This is a genomic window from Hymenobacter sp. BT188 (assembly GCF_014333585.1).
Taxonomy (GTDB): Bacteria; Bacteroidota; Bacteroidia; order Cytophagales; family Hymenobacteraceae; genus Hymenobacter.
The window spans coordinates 630485-648080 of record NZ_JACSCW010000003.1; the positions used below are offsets into that span (position 1 = coordinate 630485).

The 17596-nt window shown below is 53.7% G+C and carries 16 protein-coding genes; 4 read left to right on the forward strand and 12 right to left on the reverse strand.

The genetic code is table 11. The annotated features are described in order from the left end of the window. Positions 1-28: 28 nt before the first annotated feature. Together hemE and H8B13_RS10825 are read right to left on the reverse strand one after the other, a co-directional pair. A complete protein-coding gene (gene hemE, locus H8B13_RS10820; RefSeq protein WP_187310799.1) occupies positions 29-1075 on the reverse strand; it encodes a uroporphyrinogen decarboxylase in 1047 nt (348 codons plus the stop codon). Positions 1076-1238: 163 nt separating this feature from the next. Next, positions 1239-1856 (reverse strand): MarC family protein, encoded by a 618-nt coding sequence (locus H8B13_RS10825; protein ID WP_187310800.1) that lies wholly within the window; start codon positions 1854-1856, stop codon positions 1239-1241. Positions 1857-2092: 236 nt separating this feature from the next. On the opposite strand from H8B13_RS10825, the gene purE reads away from it, so the two are divergent. After that, complete coding sequence (gene purE, locus H8B13_RS10830; protein WP_261990334.1) at positions 2093-2575, forward strand: 5-(carboxyamino)imidazole ribonucleotide mutase; 483 nt, start codon at positions 2093-2095, stop codon at positions 2573-2575. A 79-nt stretch (positions 2576-2654) separates the two neighbouring features. Beyond that, complete coding sequence (locus H8B13_RS10835; RefSeq protein ID WP_187310802.1) at positions 2655-3812, forward strand: endonuclease/exonuclease/phosphatase family protein; 1158 nt, start codon at positions 2655-2657, stop codon at positions 3810-3812. On the opposite strand, the gene H8B13_RS10840 is transcribed toward H8B13_RS10835, so the two are convergent. From H8B13_RS10840 to H8B13_RS10865, 6 genes are all read right to left on the reverse strand, one after another. After that, a complete protein-coding gene (locus tag H8B13_RS10840; protein WP_187310803.1) occupies positions 3809-4954 on the reverse strand; it encodes an FAD-dependent monooxygenase in 1146 nt (381 codons plus the stop codon). The genes H8B13_RS10835 and H8B13_RS10840 overlap by 4 nt on opposite strands. A 205-nt stretch (positions 4955-5159) precedes the next feature. Further along, positions 5160-7103: a molecular chaperone DnaK gene (dnaK, locus tag H8B13_RS10845; RefSeq protein ID WP_187310804.1), complete on the reverse strand. Its 1944-nt coding sequence runs from the start codon at positions 7101-7103 to the stop codon at positions 5160-5162. 397 nt (positions 7104-7500) lie between these two features. Further along, positions 7501-8442 (reverse strand): alpha/beta hydrolase, encoded by a 942-nt coding sequence (locus H8B13_RS10850; RefSeq protein ID WP_187310805.1) that lies wholly within the window; start codon positions 8440-8442, stop codon positions 7501-7503. Continuing rightward, on the reverse strand, positions 8439-9230 hold the full coding sequence (locus H8B13_RS10855; protein WP_187310806.1) for a pseudouridine synthase: 792 nt from the start codon (positions 9228-9230) through the stop codon (positions 8439-8441). Before H8B13_RS10855 ends, H8B13_RS10850 begins: the two co-directional genes overlap by 4 nt. Before the next feature lie 143 nt (positions 9231-9373). Then, the gene (locus tag H8B13_RS10860; protein ID WP_187310807.1) at positions 9374-9853 is read right to left on the reverse strand and encodes a hypothetical protein; all 480 of its coding nucleotides are present in this window, start codon (positions 9851-9853) and stop codon (positions 9374-9376) included. 123 nt (positions 9854-9976) lie between these two features. After that, positions 9977-12055: a VWA domain-containing protein gene (locus H8B13_RS10865; protein ID WP_261990313.1), complete on the reverse strand. Its 2079-nt coding sequence runs from the start codon at positions 12053-12055 to the stop codon at positions 9977-9979. A 197-nt stretch (positions 12056-12252) separates the two neighbouring features. On the opposite strand from H8B13_RS10865, the gene H8B13_RS10870 reads away from it, so the two are divergent. Further along, positions 12253-12798 (forward strand): hypothetical protein, encoded by a 546-nt coding sequence (locus H8B13_RS10870; protein ID WP_187310808.1) that lies wholly within the window; start codon positions 12253-12255, stop codon positions 12796-12798. Positions 12799-12804: 6 nt separating this feature from the next. On the opposite strand, the gene H8B13_RS10875 is transcribed toward H8B13_RS10870, so the two are convergent. From H8B13_RS10875 to H8B13_RS10885, 3 genes are all read right to left on the reverse strand, one after another. Further along, positions 12805-13476, reverse strand: coding sequence for a YiiX family permuted papain-like enzyme (locus tag H8B13_RS10875; RefSeq protein WP_187310809.1), 672 nt, complete (start codon positions 13474-13476; stop codon positions 12805-12807). A 247-nt stretch (positions 13477-13723) separates the two neighbouring features. Continuing rightward, entirely contained in the window at positions 13724-14413 is a 690-nt protein-coding gene (locus H8B13_RS10880) for a response regulator transcription factor (protein WP_261990314.1), read from the reverse strand. Beyond that, entirely contained in the window at positions 14385-15890 is a 1506-nt protein-coding gene (locus H8B13_RS10885) for a sensor histidine kinase (protein ID WP_187310810.1), read from the reverse strand. The genes H8B13_RS10880 and H8B13_RS10885 overlap by 29 nt, the downstream gene beginning before the upstream one ends. 207 nt (positions 15891-16097) lie before the next feature. On the opposite strand from H8B13_RS10885, the gene H8B13_RS10890 reads away from it, so the two are divergent. Continuing rightward, positions 16098-16733 (forward strand): hypothetical protein, encoded by a 636-nt coding sequence (locus H8B13_RS10890; protein WP_187310811.1) that lies wholly within the window; start codon positions 16098-16100, stop codon positions 16731-16733. Positions 16734-16840: 107 nt separating this feature from the next. Here the strand turns inward: H8B13_RS10890 and fabG are convergent, their stop codons facing one another. Beyond that, the gene (fabG, locus tag H8B13_RS10895) at positions 16841-17590 is read right to left on the reverse strand and encodes a 3-oxoacyl-[acyl-carrier-protein] reductase (protein WP_187310812.1); all 750 of its coding nucleotides are present in this window, start codon (positions 17588-17590) and stop codon (positions 16841-16843) included. Positions 17591-17596: the final 6 nt, after the last annotated feature.

A 17596-nucleotide genomic window follows, 5' to 3' on the forward strand; every position in this document is an offset into this window, starting at 1 on the left:
CTGGGGGGCTTTTTTATGGATTTGAAGACTATATCGTTCCCTCGCGGGCCAAAGCGCTGAACTCCTTCACGGTTTGAATAAACACCTTTACATTAGCCGGATCGGTGTCAGGATACACGCCGTGGCCGAGGTTGGCGATGTGGCGCTGAGGACCAAACTGGCGCAGCATCTCGATGGTAGCGGCCTGCACCTGCTCGCGAGAGCCATAAAGCGCACAAGGATCGAGGTTGCCTTGCAGTGTATAATTGTCGCCGATGATGGCGCGAGCGGCGCGTGGATCCTGGTTCCAGTCGAGGCCGATAGTCTGGCAATCAAGTTGGGCAAAGTCTTCCAGCGCGAAAAAAGCGCCTTTGGCAAATACCGTCACGGGCACATCGGGCAGCGCCTCACAGATTTGGGCAATATAGCGCGTGCTGAACTCGCGGTAGTGATTGGGGGGCAAAATTCCGGCCCAGGAGTCAAATACCTGAATGAGGTTGGCGCCCGCTTGCACCTGGGCTTGCAGGTAAGCAATGGTAGTTGCCGTAATTTTCTCTAGTAGCTGGTGCGCTAATGCCGGCTCAGCATACAGCATGCGGCGGGCTTTAGAGAAGGTTTTGGAGCCGTGGCCCTCCACCATATAGGCCAGAATAGTCCAGGGAGCGCCGGCAAAACCAATGAGTGGCACCCGGCCGTTCAGGGCGCGTTTGGTTACCCGAATGGCCTCTAGCACATAACCCAAATGCTCCTCAGGATCAGCGATGCGCAGCTTCTGGACGTCGGCGGCGGAGCGGACAGTCTCAGGAAAAAGCGGCCCGCGGGCTTCCACCATCTCGTAGGTAAGGCCCATCGCATCGGGCACTACCAGGATGTCGGAGAAAATGATGGCCGCGTCTACGTCTAGCGCATCTACTGGCTGAATAGTAACTTCGGCAGCTAGCTCGGGCGTTTCAACCAATTCCTTGAAGCCGCTGAGACGGGCACGCAGAGCGCGATATTCGGGCAAAATGCGGCCAGCCTGGCGCATCAGCCATACAGGCGTACGCTCGGTTTGTTCGCCGCGGGCGGCCCGAAGTAAGAGGTCGTTTTTAATCACAGGGTTTGCTGATTTGAGCGGATGCCATGCCGGAAGGCGGCGTGAAGGCAAAGGTACGGTTAGCAACGCAGGAATGCAGCCGTAGCCAGGGCAATAGCTGCAACAACCCAGAAACTTATTAGCTGTCCAGCTTTCCGAATCTAACAAAAGCCGCTGGTTTAAGCTACTCCTGAAATAGCGCCTTGATAGCCGTAGCCATAAAATTGACCCCAATGGCCAGGGTAATAAAGCCCATAATCCGCGCCAAGGCGGCCATGCCGGGCCGCCCCAGAAAGCGCGTGAGCCGCAATGACGACATCAGAATAATATAAGCCGCCAAGGCCACCAGCACGAAGCCCACGAAAATCAGACCCATATCAAAGTAGCTGAGGCGCTCCGTGAATAAGCTGATACACACCGCAATAGAGCCCGGCCCCGAAAGCATTGGCATGGCCAGCGGGGTGAAGGAAATGTCGTTCTTGTGCATACTCTCTTCCAGCGCGGCCGGCGACACCCGGTCGCGGTTGCCGCCGGGCGTGAGCAGATCGAAGGCCGAGCGCATCAGCAAAATGCCCCCCGCAATGCGTAAATGGTGAATATTGATGCCGAAAAAGTTGAGCACATACTGGCCCGCAAAAAACGACACGGTCAGCACAGCTACCATGTAAAGGCAGGCCCGTAGTCCAATTTGGCGACGCTCCTGAGGGGAGTCTTCCTCGGTTAGGGTCAGAAAAACGGGCATAGCCCCGAAGGGGTTGACAACCGAAAACAGCGTAGTAAACGTGGCAAGCAGAATTTCCATGAAGCGCGGGGCATGGTAGAGGCGAATAAAGGTACGAGGCGGCAGGAGAGGAGCAAGGCGGGAAAGTGCTATGTTTGACGAACCAACCGCGGAAGTAATGCCGCGTACAAGTCGCATACAGCCGTTAGAGGCTCGTATCGTTTCCTTTTGTTCCTATGACCCCCAACGCACCCACTACTCCCGCAGCCCCGAGTCCTGTTGAAGAAACCCGTGATAACCCCATTGTGGGCATCATTATGGGCAGTCAGTCTGATATCAAAGTAATGATGGCGGCCGCCGAGCTGCTCCGGCAGTTCAATATCCCGTATGAATTCACCCTGGTATCGGCTCACCGCACTCCGCACCGCCTGATTGATTATGCCGAATCGGCCCGCAAGCGCGGCTTGCGCGTGCTTATTGCCGGTGGGGGCGGGGCTGCTCACCTGCCCGGCATGGTAGCCGCATTTACTACGTTGCCCGTTATTGGCGTGCCCATCAACTCTACTACTTCCATTCGCGGACTCGATTCGGTGCTTTCCATGCTGCAAATGCCGGCCGGCGTGCCTGTGGCCACCGTGGCGATTGACGGGGCAACCAATGCTGCCATTTTAGCTACTCAGATTCTGGGCCTGACCAATGCCCGCCTGGTAGATGCGCTTGAGAAATACCGTACCTCGCTGAAGGATAAGGTGATGCGCACCATTGATGAGCTGCGAAAGGGCGGTTTTAATGAAGAATAGCTAAAAATGCCCCCCGGCAGTGGCTGGGGGTATTTTTCTTTTACCAAGTAAATTTTAAATTCCGAACATTTCCCGCCCCATGCCTGACCTCGACGCGCCACTTTGGATTTTGCTTGCGCATGGCCTCGTGCTGCTGCTCTCGGTTGCGGCGCTCGTGGCCACGCTTCTTCCTCTGCTTCGCGAGGAAGCTTGGTGGATCCGGGTTTTTGATTTTCCGCGTCTGCAAATTGTTGGCCTGGCCCTACTTACCCTTGCCGCAGGATTGGTATTGGAATGGCACAAATTGCCTGACTATTGGGGCATAGGGCTGTTGGTGGCCCTAGCCGCGGCCGTGGTGTACCAACTGATTCGTATCGTGCCCTACACTCCACTGGCTAGCAAGCAAGTGGGCGATAGTACCCAGCCCGACGACGGGCGCCATCTGAGCCTGGCTGTGATAAATGTGCTTCAATTCAACAAGAAAGGGAAAGAAGCCCTGGCTGAGCTTGAGCGCATTGATCCGGATATTATAATGGCCGTAGAAACGGATAAATGGTGGCTGGAGCAACTGCGCCCGCTGGAGAAAACTCATCCTTACACTTGCCACGAGCCGCTCGACAACACCTATGGTCTGCTGTTCTTCTCGCGGCTGCCCGTCCGCGACTGTCACGTCAAGTACCTGCTCGATGATGACGTGCCTTCCCTGCATACCCACGTGCAGCTTCCCGACGGCAAAACCTGGATTCGGCTGTATGGCCTACACCCCAAGCCACCAGCGCCGCAGGAAGCCAAAACCAGTACCAAGCGCGACGCAGAGTTGTTGCTGGTGGGCAAAGAAATAGAGAAGAAAGATGAGCCTACAGTCGTATTTGGCGATATGAACGACGTAGCATGGTCACATACGTCTGAGCTGTTTCGGCGCATCAGCGGCCTGATGGACCCACGCGTGGGCCGCGGCCTGCTCCCTACTTTCCACGCCGATTACTCTCTCTTACGCTGGCCCCTCGACCACGTATTCGTGTCGCCGGACTTCAAAGTAGACGATATTCAACGCCTGAATTACGTAGGCTCCGACCATTTTCCTATCTACATCAAGCTCAGCTACGAACCGCACGACAAGCATATCCAGAAAGAGAACGCGGAGCAAGCGGATGAAGAGGACCACGAAGAGGCCGCTGAAAAGATTAAGGAGGGCTTCCAGGAGGAGCGTGAAGAGGAATTAGAGGAAGCCGGCCAAAAGAAAGAGCTAGCGACTTAAATATCAGTTTCGTATAAAAAAGCCATTTGCCGATTGTTTACCGATGCGGGCATGCGGCGCATCACGGCATTGCGCAGCCTCACCAGCCACGGCTGTTCCATTTGGGCCACTTTGCCCAACTGCCACGATTGATTGACAATGCGAGTTGTGCGCGGCCGGCGTTGGGTATCAAAGGCTTGAAAGGCCGACTCGATGCCTTTCGCTCGGGCTATACAAGTAGCTAGTACGGCGGCATCCTCCACGGCTTGGCCTGCGCCCTGTCCCATATTGGGCGTAGTGGCGTGGGCTGCGTCCCCAAGCAATAGCAAGCGGCCATAGTTAAAGCGGTTGAGCGGTTTCAAATCGATAATATCGCCCCAGATTACTTGCTCGTCCGTTGTAAGCGTCAGCAACTCGGGAATAGGGGAATGGTAGTCGGCAAAATGCCGCTGCAAATCGGGCAGCCGGAATGCGCGGTAATGTGGGTTTTGGGCTTGGGCGCTATTGATGCAGGCAAACCAATACACTTGTCCATTGCCTAGAGGCACCACGCCAAAGCGCCCGCTACCGCCCCAGGTTTCGGTAGAGCGGCCAGCAAGCAGGTTCAACTCTTGCGCTTCTATTACGCCGCGCCAGCAAGTATACCCCGCATAGCGTGGCTGACTCATCGGCAGCAATTGTCGCCGCACGCGGGAGCGAATTCCATCAGCACCAATTAACGCTTGGCCTTCAAGGTGGCTGCCATCGGTGAAATAGGCAGTTACATGGTTGCCTTTTTCCTCAAACCGTTCCAGTGATTTGCCTAGCTGCACCACGCCGGGAGGCAAATTTGCCAACAGAATACGCTGCAAGTCGGCGCGGTGAATAGCGAGGTTTTCGTAGCCAATGCGGTAGGTGAAAGGTGTTGTATCAATATCGTTGAGGATGCAGCCGTGGCGGTCCAGTAAACTGATACGCGTGATGGGAAAACCAGCTGCTCGTACAGCATCATGCACACCCAGACGGTCCAGCGCCTGCATAGCATTGGCCCCTAATACCACGCCCGCCCCAATTTCGCGTAGCTCAGCGGCGGCCTCAACTACCTGCACATCGTGGTTTTGCTGACGCAATGCCAACGCTGTAGCTAATCCCCCAATTCCTGCCCCAACGATGATAAATTTCATGCTTAATGTCTATAACTTAAAAAGAATGGTGTAGAGACGCGTATTCGTGTCTAATCGTTGAACAAGCGGAACCGCGCAAACTAAACAATCTCAGCAACGATTAGACGCGAATACGCGTCTCTACACCGTTCTGCTTATAAGAAAAATAATATGAAAAAAGCCCCCCAGCAATACGCTGGGAGGCTTTTATATACAAGGCTACAACTTACTTATTGCCGCCTACTTCTTCGTAATCAACGTCGGTCACGTTATCGGCGGGCTGGCCCTGCTGGCCGTTGCCTTGAGGTTGACCCTCGCCACCGGGGTAGCCTTGTGGCTGACCCTGACCGTCGCCACCTTGCGTAGCAGCATACATCTCTTGCGAGGCAGCCTGCCATGCAGCATTGATAGCGGTCATTGCGGTTTCGATAGCACCGAGATCTTTGCTTTCGTGCGCCTTTTTGAGGTCAGCAAGTGCATTCTCAATGGCCGTTTTGTTGCCGCCGCTCAGCTTGTCGCCGTACTCCGAAAGCTGCTTTTCAGTCTGGAAGATCATCGAGTCGGCAGCGTTTACCTTCTCAATGCGCTCTTTCTCCTGCTTGTCAGATTCTTCGTTGGCCTTCGCTTCGTTACGCATCCGCTCGATGTCGGCATCGGTCAGGCCGCTGCTGGCTTCGATACGGATTTTCTGCTCTTTGCCGGTACCCTTGTCCTTGGCCGATACGTGCAGGATACCGTTGGCATCAATGTCGAAGGTAACTTCGATCTGCGGTACGCCGCGGGGTGCTGGCGGAATGCTATCGAGGTGGAAACGACCGATGGTACGGTTCTGCGAAGCCAACGGACGCTCGCCTTGCAGCACGTGAATCTCTACGGAAGGCTGGTTGTCAGAAGCTGTCGAGAACGTCTCCGATTTCTTAGTCGGAATGGTCGTGTTCGACTCAATAAGCTTAGTCATTACGCCGCCCATGGTCTCAATGCCCAGCGAAAGCGGAGTCACGTCGAGCAGAAGCACGTCTTTTACCTCACCCGTCAATACGCCTCCTTGAATAGCAGCACCGATGGCAACTACTTCGTCAGGGTTAACACCTTTCGAAGGCTTCTTACCAAAAAACTTTTCAACCTCTTCCTGAATGCGTGGAATACGCGTTGAGCCACCTACCAAGATCACTTCATCGATATCCGAAGTGCTCAGGCCAGCGTCCTGCAGGGCTTTTTTGCAAGGCTCCATTGAACGCTTTACCAAGCTGTCGGCAAGCTGCTCGAACTTAGCGCGGCTCAATTTCACTACCAAGTGCTTCGGACCCGAAGCGGTAGCCGTTACATAAGGCAGGTTAATTTCAGTTTCAGTTGAGCTAGAAAGCTCCACTTTGGCTTTCTCAGCTGCTTCTTTCAAACGCTGCAGAGCCATTGGGTCTTTGCGCAGATCCAGGCCTTCATTGTCATTCTTGAACTGCTCAGCCAAGAAATTAATGATTACTTGGTCGAAGTCGTCGCCACCCAAGTGAGTGTCACCATTGGTGCTCAATACTTCGAACACACCGTCGCCTAACTCCAGGATAGAAATATCGAACGTACCACCACCGAGGTCATACACTGCGATTTTCTGGTCCTTGTGCTTCTTATCGAGACCATAAGCCAATGCCGCGGCCGTTGGCTCGTTAATAATACGCTTCACATCAAGGCCCGCAATGGCACCAGCTTCTTTCGTAGCTTGGCGTTGCGCATCGTTGAAGTATGCTGGAACTGTAATAACAGCTTCCGTTACTGTCTGGCCCAGATAGTCTTCAGCGGTTTGCTTCATTTTCTGAAGCACCATAGCCGAAATCTCCTGAGGCGTGTACTGACGGTCGCCAATTTTCACGGCTACCGTGTTGTTAGAGCCACGCTCCAGCGCATACGAAATGTGCTTAGACTCCTCGGTTACTTCGCCGAAGCCACGGCCCATGAAGCGCTTAATCGACTGAATCGTGTTCTGCGGGTTAGTAATGGCCTGACGCTTAGCCGGGTCACCTACTTTACGCTCGCCTTTGCCCCCGTCAAGAAACGCTACTATGGATGGCGTCGTACGGCGGCCTTCGCTATTCGGAATAACCACCGGCTCGTTGCCTTCCATAACGGCCACACAAGAGTTCGTGGTGCCGAGGTCAATACCAATTATTTTGCCCATCTGAATGGTATAGTTAAGTAAGTGGAAATGTCAGAGTGTATAGTGCGATTTGCTCGCATGCGGTGAATGACAAGCAGCGTACCAGCAGGCAAATCAGCCCATTTCCGTGACAGATTGTCATTTTTGAATATCTCAATCGGCCATTTCCCGCCGCTCTGGCTATATATTAAGCATAGAGTTGTCGGCACCTGTCAGGTAGTTGGATTGCTGGAGTAGTTCTGAATTAAAGCTAAGCCTTGCCTTTATAGTGCCACTTGTCATGCAGAACGCAGGGAAGCATCTAGCGTGCTGAGACAGTATTAGTAACCATACTGCCGCGAGCGAGATGCTTCCCTGCGTTCTGCATAACGGGCTGGTTGCATCACTTTAGAACAGAGAAAGCGGCTGGGGGGCTTTTTTATAGCATATTTCGTTGCAAAAACCGCTGAATGGTGCTGCGCCAGGCTACTTGGTGTTTGCTGTGATAAGGCTCGTGGCCCACGTCGGCAAAGTAGCGGCGCTGCTTCGGGCCACTGAGCGCGGCGTAGATGGCGTCCGTTTCCTGGCGGGTTACGCGCGAGTCGGTGAGGCCGTAGAGTAGGAGAGTGGGCGTTTGAATACGGCTGGCGTAGGTGCGGGCATCCAGATCAAAAGCCCAGAAGCCGTTTTGCACGCCGCCCCAAAATACCAACAGGTTAGCGAGCGGGAAAGCGGGCACTTGCAGCGCATGAAAGCGATTTTTGGCGGTCTGGAGCATGCTGCCGTAGGGGCATTCCAAAATAGCTGCCGTCGGCCGCACGCCCAATTCGCTTTCCGCCCGCAGGATTGCTACCGCGCCCATCGAAACTCCATACACAAACAGAGGCACCGACGGCTGCTGCGCTTTCAGAAACGCGAAAGCGGCGGCTACGTCGTCGGCTTCGCGGTAGCCCACGGTGGTTTGCACACCTTCAGAGCCACCATTGCCCGCAAAGTCGAGCAGCAAAACCGAAAAGCCTTGGTTCCGAAAAAACTCGGCCTCTGTCAGGAGCTTTGACTTGTCGCCGGTGTAGCCATGAAAAAGTGCCACCTGTCCCAGCGCGTCGGGCACAGGGCTAAACCAGGCCTCCAGTCGCCCATTAGGACTGTTTAGCAGAACGGTTTCGTAGGGAAACGTTGGCGTGGCCTGATTAACAGGCTTCGGATTCTGGATGCCCGTAAGCAGCAGCGCCGCCTTTTCCAAAGCCGAAAGCTGCTCCGGGCTAGCTTGCTTCGTGCCGGCTTCGTCGGAGAAATGGGTGAAGCGCCAGGCGTGAAAAAACGCTACCGCGTTGACCAGTACAAAGGCCAACGCACCCGCGGTCAGCCAGCGTCGCTTCATCGGGGGCGGGAGGTTTTGGAGCCACGCTTGGGCCGGGAATTACCACCTGTTGGTGTTTTTCCAGATGCTGGAGATCCGCCAAACTTGGGACCTGCCGGCGTAAAGGGCTTGCGTTTGGGCGCGCCTTCCGCCTTAGCGCCCGGTGTCGTGTTCGGTGCCGACTTTTTGGGCGCCGAGTCTTTCGAAAGCGGGGGCCGCTCGCCGGGCATTTTGGTGGCCGAAAAAGCGGCTTTCAGCTTGGCCGCTTCGGGCGCGGTTAGCTCGCGCCACTGGCCGGGGGCCAGATTTTCGACTTCCAGGTGCCCAATCTTCACGCGCACCAGGCGCAGCGTAGGAAAGCCCACAGCAGCCGTCATCTTGCGCACCTGCCGGTTAATGCCCTGCGAAATCGTGATTTGCAGCCAGGAAGCAGGAATATTTGCCCGAAAGCGGATGGGCTTGGGTCGCTCCCAGATAGCCGGTGGCTCGGGCAGTAGCTCCACTTCGGCTGGTGCCGTAAAGCTAGTTTTGATATCAACGCCCCGCCGCAAAGTAGCTATTGCCTCTTCCGTGGGTACGCCTTCTACCTGCACCCAATACGTTTTGGGCACCTTGAAGCGTGGCTCCGACAGGCGATGCTGCAAGGGCTTATCGTCAGTGAGCAGCACGAGGCCTTCGCTGTCGAAATCGAGTCGACCGACGGGGTAAATTTTGGGGATTGGTACGAAGTCCTTGAGCGTGGCGCGGCCGTTTTCGTCCGTGAATTGGGTGAGAACTTCGAAGGGTTTGTTGAGCAGGACGTAGCGCATGAGGCGGAAAGGTAAAAGCAGAGTTGGTTTCTCTGCCCTCAATCAAGATTCGCAAAAGGCAGCGAAAAAGCAAAGGTCGGCAGAACCAGCCGCTTTAGCGCTAGAACCCAGCGGAAAGGAGAAAGTAGACGGCTGGGGGGCTTTTATTCGGCCTTTATGCGGTTGGCCGGCTGTAGCGCCACCTGGCCACTGAACAGCACCACCACATCGCGCGGCGGATAAACTACGGCGTCTACACTGTCGCGATGTGTGGTTCCGTCACCGTCTTCGCTGCGGTACACGTGGCGCACGAAAAGGCCGATGCGCGACGTGTCGGCCTGCCGCGCCAGCAACTGCTGCCGCTCCTGAGCCCGGCGAGTAAAGTCAGCCGTCGGAGCCTGCGCATTATTAGCCACAGCCGTAACAGCAGCATCGTTGCGCTGATTCACTTTCACCACGTAGGCAATCGAATCCTGGCGGGTAAAGGGTTGAATATAAAAGGTTTCAGAGCGGTAGTTGCCCGTTTTGCTCATGCCCTGCTGCACGTGTTCCGATACGGCTGCTTGCGCGTGTTCGGCCGGCGATTGCTCGCAGCTGGTTAGTAAAGCGGTTAGCGCGAAGGCGTAGAAAAAGGCAGATTTCATTGGGTAAGCAAAGTAGAAGAGACGTTATAGCTGGCCATAGAGACACTTATTCGCATCTGACCGTTCCTGGTGTAGACTTGTTAAACAACGTGTTTATGGTCCAATAATGGAATTTCAGGTTGATTAAATGCCCCCCGAATACTTGCGGGCCGCCCATTCAGTTGTTACCAACGCCATCAACAAGAAAAACAGCCACTTTAGGTTTATCAGGTCCTTGATACTTTCTTGGCTGTAAATCACGGGCTTGTAATTGGCATTCTGAATATCCTGGGTGAGCTGGTCGAACTGCTGCGGATAATACAGGCGCGAGCCGCTGCGCCGGGCGAGCTGGTAGAGCAAGTTGTGGTCGGCGCGGGCGTTGAGGGCTTCGAGCTGCTGCTCCTGCACCAGCAGCTCCCCCCGATCCTGCTGATTTTGCCCCCCAAGCGTGGCGCGAGCTACATAGCGGTACACGCCGCCAGGAAGAGTGCCGAGGCGCAGCGGCGCCCCATCTTCGCTATTTGTGAAGGAGTAATTGCGGGTGCGCTGCTGCTCGTCGGTCAGCGTCAGCTCGATTTTCTGACCATAAATACGCTCGAAAATAGCGTTATATGTTTCGGCTCCAAAGGTGATTTCGTCGGCCGTAGTGAAAGCATCTTGGGTTGGATATACGTCGAGTCGTTTTTTATTCGCGTTAGCGGTAAGTAGTTGGAGCGTGCGGGTGATGAGGCGGTCGTAGGCGTCGGGGCGGTCGGCGTGGTCGGCGGCCTCCTGTAGGCGCCACTGCCAGCCGCCGTCGGTGAGCAGGGTAGCGCGGCGCTGCTCAGGCGTGCCGCCAAACACCAGAAGGGGCTTTTGCGTTTTCAACCGGCCTACCTGCTGATACAGTGCCACTTCGGCCCCGCCGCCCAAACGGTATTCGCCAAACGGTACCGGCGCGGGCGGATATGCCGCGAAGCGCCGCAAGGCATCTTCCTCAAATGAAAACCGCGAAAACGAGGTATTCAGCACGGGCGTCACCTCATCCGTCTGCTGTCCGCGAGGCGCGATGGTAAGGCCGGCACCAAGGTTATTATAGGCGTTCAAATCGGACTGAGCGCCAATGATAAAGAGCGCCGGAATGCGACGATTTCGCACCTGAGCCAGCACCTCATTGCCCACGCCCGTGCGAGCGGGCAATTGGTGCAGAATGGCCACATCATAATCCTGGGCTTTGAGGGGCTCAATGCCGGGCAAATAAATTGTCAGGTCGAAGTTGTCGTTCTGCAAAATTGCCCCCCGGAGCGCTTTTATATCTGGGTGAGGCGCAGCGCCGGCCAGCAGCACCCGCAGCTTGCCTTTTACTACTTCGATATATGCGTTTTTGGTGTTGTTGAGGGGCGTGAATTCGCCGGATTGGGCTTGAACAGCAACTTCGTAGCGACGCTTGCCGGGGGCTGGAGCAGTTAGCAAGAAGGTGGTTTTCTGCCGACGCTGACCGCGGGGCAAATTCACCTGTTTGGTTTGCAGTACGCGGCCATTTTCGCGCAGCCGCACCGTGGCGGTGCCGCCTCCGAAACCTTCATAGCCGATTTCGGCCTCAATGGGGAAGCGGTTGCCGCTGAAAGCCACACGGTTATAGTTCAGCGTAGGCACACTCAGGTCGCGCTTAGGCACAGTGTCGCCCACGGCCACGCTATAAATCGGAAAGTTAAACTCAGAGTACACCGGTGAGCGGCCCTGGTTCACCAACCCATCCGACACGAGCACCACGCCAGCCAGATTTCGCCCGTCATAGCTCTCACGTACGTACGTCAGCAAGCCATCCAGGTCGGTGGCAGGTGCCTGAAACCGCACCGAATCGGGCCGGACAGCGCGAGCCGGGCTGGGGGGCAAAATCTGCGTCTCGACCCGAAAGCCTTTGTCCTGTAATGTAGTAGCCAATTGCTGCAAGCCGGTAGTAGCCTGGCGCAACACCGCTGGCGGCGTAAAAAGCCCCACCGACTGGGAGTTGTCCACAGCCAGCACGATGGTAGGTGCTTCGGTGGTAGTGGTGGTCGTTTTGACGAAGGGTGAAAGCAGCAGAAAGCACAAAAAGCTCACGACTATGAAGCGCAACGCGGCCAGCGCGTAGTTCAGGGCCTTGCTCCAAGGCGCCTTGGCCGAGTAAAGCAGCGCCGCGTAGCCCGCGCCTACGGCCAGGCACAACAGTATAAACCAGGGAGAAGCAGCGACGGAAATCAAAGACAACAGGTTCAGATGGAATTCCAAGAACCCCGATGCGGCCCAGTTGGTTGCGCGCCGGAGTTGATGGGGAGCGAAGGTAGGTAGTTGTTAGGTTAGCGGTTTATAAATAAGAAAGTTTTATAGTGAAGGCTTGGGGCATCTTGAGGTATTATAACTTGCCGCTTAAATACTATAAAAATAAATTTTCACTTTCTATGCTGAATAGCTCATCTGTAAATAAAAAGTATGAGATTAAAATGTTGCTACTTGGAGTTATGTCTACTTTATTAGGTCTATATAGCCTGCCATATATTTTCGTTTCTAAATCATCATTAATACCGTTGAAAGGAACCCTTAATTTTGCCAAGACCTATATAACTACAGTTGAAGATCGGAAGGGAAATAAAAGTCGTAAATCAGAGCTTATTTTCTCTTTGAAAGAATATAATAAAGTGTATTCGATTGGTGAAAATATAGGAACAGACTATCGAGATGATAACCATGAAAAGATCGCGCAAAAACTAAATCAGGCAAGTTTAGTCACTGTGTGGATTAAGAAAAGCGAAATAAACTCTTCAGAACCCGAAGTTTTTCAAATTGATGGCCCCGATGATTTAATCATATTAAGTATTGCAGAGGTTAAAAATACAAAGAGGTTTATAATAACGTTTTCATTAATTTTTGGCTTGGTATGTATAAAAGTATTTTTTTGGATGAGGTTTCCAGAAAAAATGAGATCGATTTTTCTTTCAAAGAATTAAATAAAATCACCTCACCGTCACCAACTCTTTACTCTCAAACATTCGAACCGGCGAAATAACCTTTTCTGTCAGCGGAATAAGGTTGCCGTAGCGCTCCTTTAGCTTAGCCTGCACAGCAGGATGGCTCGGATCAAATTCCCGCAGTGTCTGGAGCTGCCCGATTTCACGACCAGTTGCTTGCTGATACATTTTCCAGAGTAGTTCAGAGCAGTAAATCCGTTCATCGGACCAGCCGAAGTAGAGGTCGTAGCTTTTGCCACGGTACTGCTCGCCAGCGGCTTGCAGGCGTTGGAGCGCGGCGGGCGTGAGTATAGTTTTGGCATCGCGTAGGCGCTTCACTACAAACTTTCCTTCCTTGCCCCGTGCTATCCACACTGCTAGAGATGTTTCGCTCACTGGCTGCACGGCCTCAAATACGCGCCACTCCTTGCCCTTCCGAAACAGGATGCCGCAGTGGCTGTACGGAGAGTGAGTAGCCAACTGAATAGCTTGGCTCTGCGCAGAAAGAGAAGTTTGAAAAATCAGGTCGCCATCGTGCAGCTTCGGAGCCATTTCATTCACCGTGGCCTTGACGGTGCGGGCTTGCTGAAATCGGCTGTAGCGGTGGTGCAGACGCGGATAAGCAAGAAACGCCAATAGCAGTAGCGGTAGTAGAAACAGCAGGATACGTCTGGGCATTATGAGGTCGCTAGGTAGTTGGGTATGAGATGTATAAGGAATATCAAAGTTTACAAAAAACCTCAGCAGGAGCGACGATGAAGCATGCCGCCCGCTTTATCGCTTCGCTAACTCTCATATTGACAACCATCACATCTCTATCAATTCGTTTTAGAGCAATGCTGACAACACGGTAGAGATGCGCCCGGTTGTCAGCATGACCTTCTATTGCGACGGCCACAACGAGTCGCTAAGCGAGAGCTTGACGTCACGTAATTAGTTTGTACCCTATTCCCCGGATATTCAAAATCTCGATACCTAGATCGTGGCGCAGGTGTTTGCGTAGCTTAGAAATAAACACATCCATGGAGCGAGCGGTGAAGAAATTGTCGTCGCCCCAAAGTTGTTGCAGGCAGCGCTGCCGGTCCAGCACGCGGCCCTGGTGTTGCACAAGCAGGCGGAGTAGCTCGGCTTCTCGGTGCGATAATTTGGTGATAGGCTGACCCGGGAATACAAGCTCTTGCTTGAGGGGGAAAAAAGTATAGCCGCCTAAAGCGAGGCTGGGGGATATTTCTGCTTCCACTACTGGGGTCGAGCGGCGTAGCAACTCGCGGATGCGCAAAAGCAATTCCTCTAAGCTGAAAGGCTTTTTGAGGTAATCATTACCACCCACGGTAAAACCGCGCACTACATCGGCAGGCAGCGATTTGGCCGTGAGGAAGAGTGCGGGCGTTTGCTGGTCGGTGCGGCGAATTTCGCGCACGAAGGAAAAGCCATCGAGCACCGGCAGCATCACATCCACGATGCAGAGGGCGAATGTTGTTTGGTGGAAAGCGGCCAGGCCTTGGCGCCCATCCGTGACGTGCGTAACCTGAAAACCACTGCGACCCAGGCTCTCACTTAGGATGCGGGCTAGGGGCAACTCGTCTTCAAGCAAAAGAAGATGCGGCAGGTTCATGTTGGGCCAATGGCAGAGTGATGGTGAAGCTAGTGCCGCGTTCCTCGACGCTTTGCAGCGAAATTTGCCCCCCAAGCTGCTCCACAATGGTTCTGGCGTAATTTAGTCCCAGCCCGTACCCTTTAACAGTGTGGATGTTGCCAGTTGGCACTCGGAAAAACTTATCAAACACTTTATCCTGATAAGCCAGCGGAATACCCTGGCCATTATCCGTGACTTTTAGCTCGGCCGTGCCTGCTTGCGCAGAGCAGAAAACAGAAATGTGGGGTTGGCCAGAACAGTATTTAAGGGCATTGTCGAGAAGCGTAGTTAACACGTTGGCTAGGTGGGTTTCGTCGCCAAGAATATAGATGGGCGCTGAGGGCTGGTGATAAGTAAGGTGAGCCTGAGTGAGCTGGGGGGCATTTTGGTGCAAAACCTGAGTAACAAGCTCGGGTAAATCGAGTAGGTGATTAGCCAGCGCAGGTGTAGCCTGCTCTAGCACCACATGGCGCAGAATCTGGTCAATCAAGCCAGTAAGGCGTCCAGATTGTTGACGGATAATATGGAGGTAGTCGTTGGTGGCCTCGGGGCTTAAATCGAAGCTTTGTAGGGCTTCGGTAGCCAGACTAATGGTAGCCACAGGCGTTTTTAGCTCGTGGGTCATGTTGTTTACAAAGTCGTTTTTTAGCTCGGCCAGCCGGCGTTGGCGTAACAGCGTACGCGCCGTGAAGCCGAAGCAGCCCAACACGATGAGCAGCAAAAGAAACGAGCTACCTAGCACCCATTTCATACGTTCCAGAAACACTAGATTAGGGTCTGGGAACCAAGCCCTCACCAGCTCGTCTTTTTTCATGATTCCCGTTTGGAAAGAACGGGTGCCGTAAGCTGCGCGGGGTAATTCTGTGGGGAGCTTTTTACTTTCAGTAAGCTGAAAATCGGCGTTAATATCACGCTCGCGCAAACTCGCAGTGTACAAAGTTCGCAGGCGTTGGTGATTTACTTGGCTCTGCTCAGCAGCGAGAATAAGCTGGTCGCCGAGGCGCTTGGTATGGTAATAAATGAATCCTTGATGCAAGTTCTGAGCAACGGTGCCAGTAGAGAAACGGCGGATGAAAAACTCCCTGGCTTGGGGCGTAATGGTAGTGAGCTGCTGCCTAAAGTCATCAAAGCTGACTTTAAAAGGTTTACGCTTCTCGCCAAGAAATGGGTGCTTGTCGGCCAGGGTGAAGGTCGTTGTGTGATACACCGGGTTTAGGTAACAGCCGATTACTACCTGATTGGTGTCAGCTAGCCAACCTTGGTACTGGCGCACTAATTGGCGCCGCCGCTGCGCGACCTCCTGCTGCACGGCCGTTTCTAAGGCTGCATTGGTATCTTGGCGGAAGCTGCGTGTAGCACTTCGATACGCTTGATAATTCCAGTAGAATTGGAAACCCAGCAGGCCCACTGTACAAGCTGTCATCAACCCCAATACCAAGTGAATGCTGTGCTTCATCTGCCTAAAGATAGGCGGCGCACTGCCAGCTTATCAGACTTTTAACACTAATTAACATTACTTAACGGGACTTAACAGTAAGGCATTGGGATAGAAGCGTGCTTTGTCAAAAAAGCTCCTGCCATGAAAAATCTGCTTCTTCCAGTGCTTGTTAGCGTACTGTTTTGCCCCCCAGTGCCCACATTAAGAGTACCCTTAAGGATAGTCTTGCCCATACCGACTATTGGTAATGCACCCGACAGCACCACGCTCCGCCTTACGACTGGAGCTGAGAACCTAGAGCTGCGGCATCTTATGTTGCGGGTGCTGCAAATTGAGCAGCAACGCCTCACCATCCATGACCCGCGCTTGGTGGGCAAGCAATTTCACCTCACCTTTCAGGAGTACCGCAACGGTACCCCAACTCCAGAAAAAGAACTGGTAGGTAATAAAGCTTCTCGGCTCACGCAGTTCGATTCTACTGGTACTTTCTCAGTAGAAGTTTTTAGCCGTCAGGTAAGCGAAACGAAAGTGGAAAACCGGTTCTTATTCGTCAACGGGATGACCGTTAAGGCCTTCGATGTCGTTCCGCAGAAAGGAGATTTATACAGCATGCGAACTGATATTCGCCCGTTTCGCCGAGCGCAGGGCGCGGTGGGTGGCTCCACAAACAATCCGGTTTCAGAAGCGCGTTTGCCACTAAGCGTAAAAGTGCCCTTACTTGTGTACACGCTGCCTTATAACGGTGGCGATTACCTGCAATGGTGTACGGTAGCGCAGAGTCAAGTGCCAGTGGAGCAATGGTACAAGCGGTTCAAGATACCACACTTTGTAGTGTACAATCTGCGAATCGATTTGAAGTAACCAGTTGATAAAATTCTGATAGATAGTACTGAAACAAGAGGAGTGCGAGCTTTAAGCTCGCACTCCTCTTGTTTCACACTTTCAATTTTGTGCTTGGTGCTACAGCTCTACGTCAGCATACCGCCGTCTACCTGAAGTACTTGCCCGGTGATGTAGCTGCTGTCATCGGAAGCCAAGAAAGCCGTGGCTTTGGCCACGTCTTCGGGAGTGCCGCCGCGCTTGAGCGGTATAGCTTTGCGCCACTCGTCTACTTGTTTGGGGTCGAGGGCGTCGGTCATTTCAGTTTCGATGAAGCCGGGGGCAATAGCGTTGCAGCGAATATTGCGCGAGCCCAATTCCAGCGCCACCGACTTGGTGAAGCCGATAATTCCCGATTTGGAGGCCGCATAGTTAGCCTGACCGGCGTTGCCTTTAATGCCAACTACTGACGTCATATTTACGATGCTGCCGGCTTTTGCGCGCATCATAGGCTTGATGGCGGCTTTGGTCAGGTTGAACACTGATTTGAGGTTGACGGCCAGCACTTGGTCCCAGTTCTGTTCGCTCATGCGCATGAGCAGGCCATCCTGTGTGATGCCAGCATTATTGACCAGAATATCCAGGCGGCCAAATTCAGTCATCACATCATCGACCAGCTTCTCAGCATCAGCATACACGGAGGCGTCGGAGCGGAAACCTTTGATTTTGGTGCCGTGGGCAGCCAGTTCTTGTTCGAGCTGTTGGCCTTTCTCCACGCTGGAGAGGTAAGTGAAGGCGATGTTGGCGCCAAGTTGGGCGAAATGGGTAGCAATAGCGCGGCCGATTCCTTTGGAGGCGCCAGTGATGAGGGCGGTTTTTCCGTCGAGCAGTTTTGTCATGTGGGC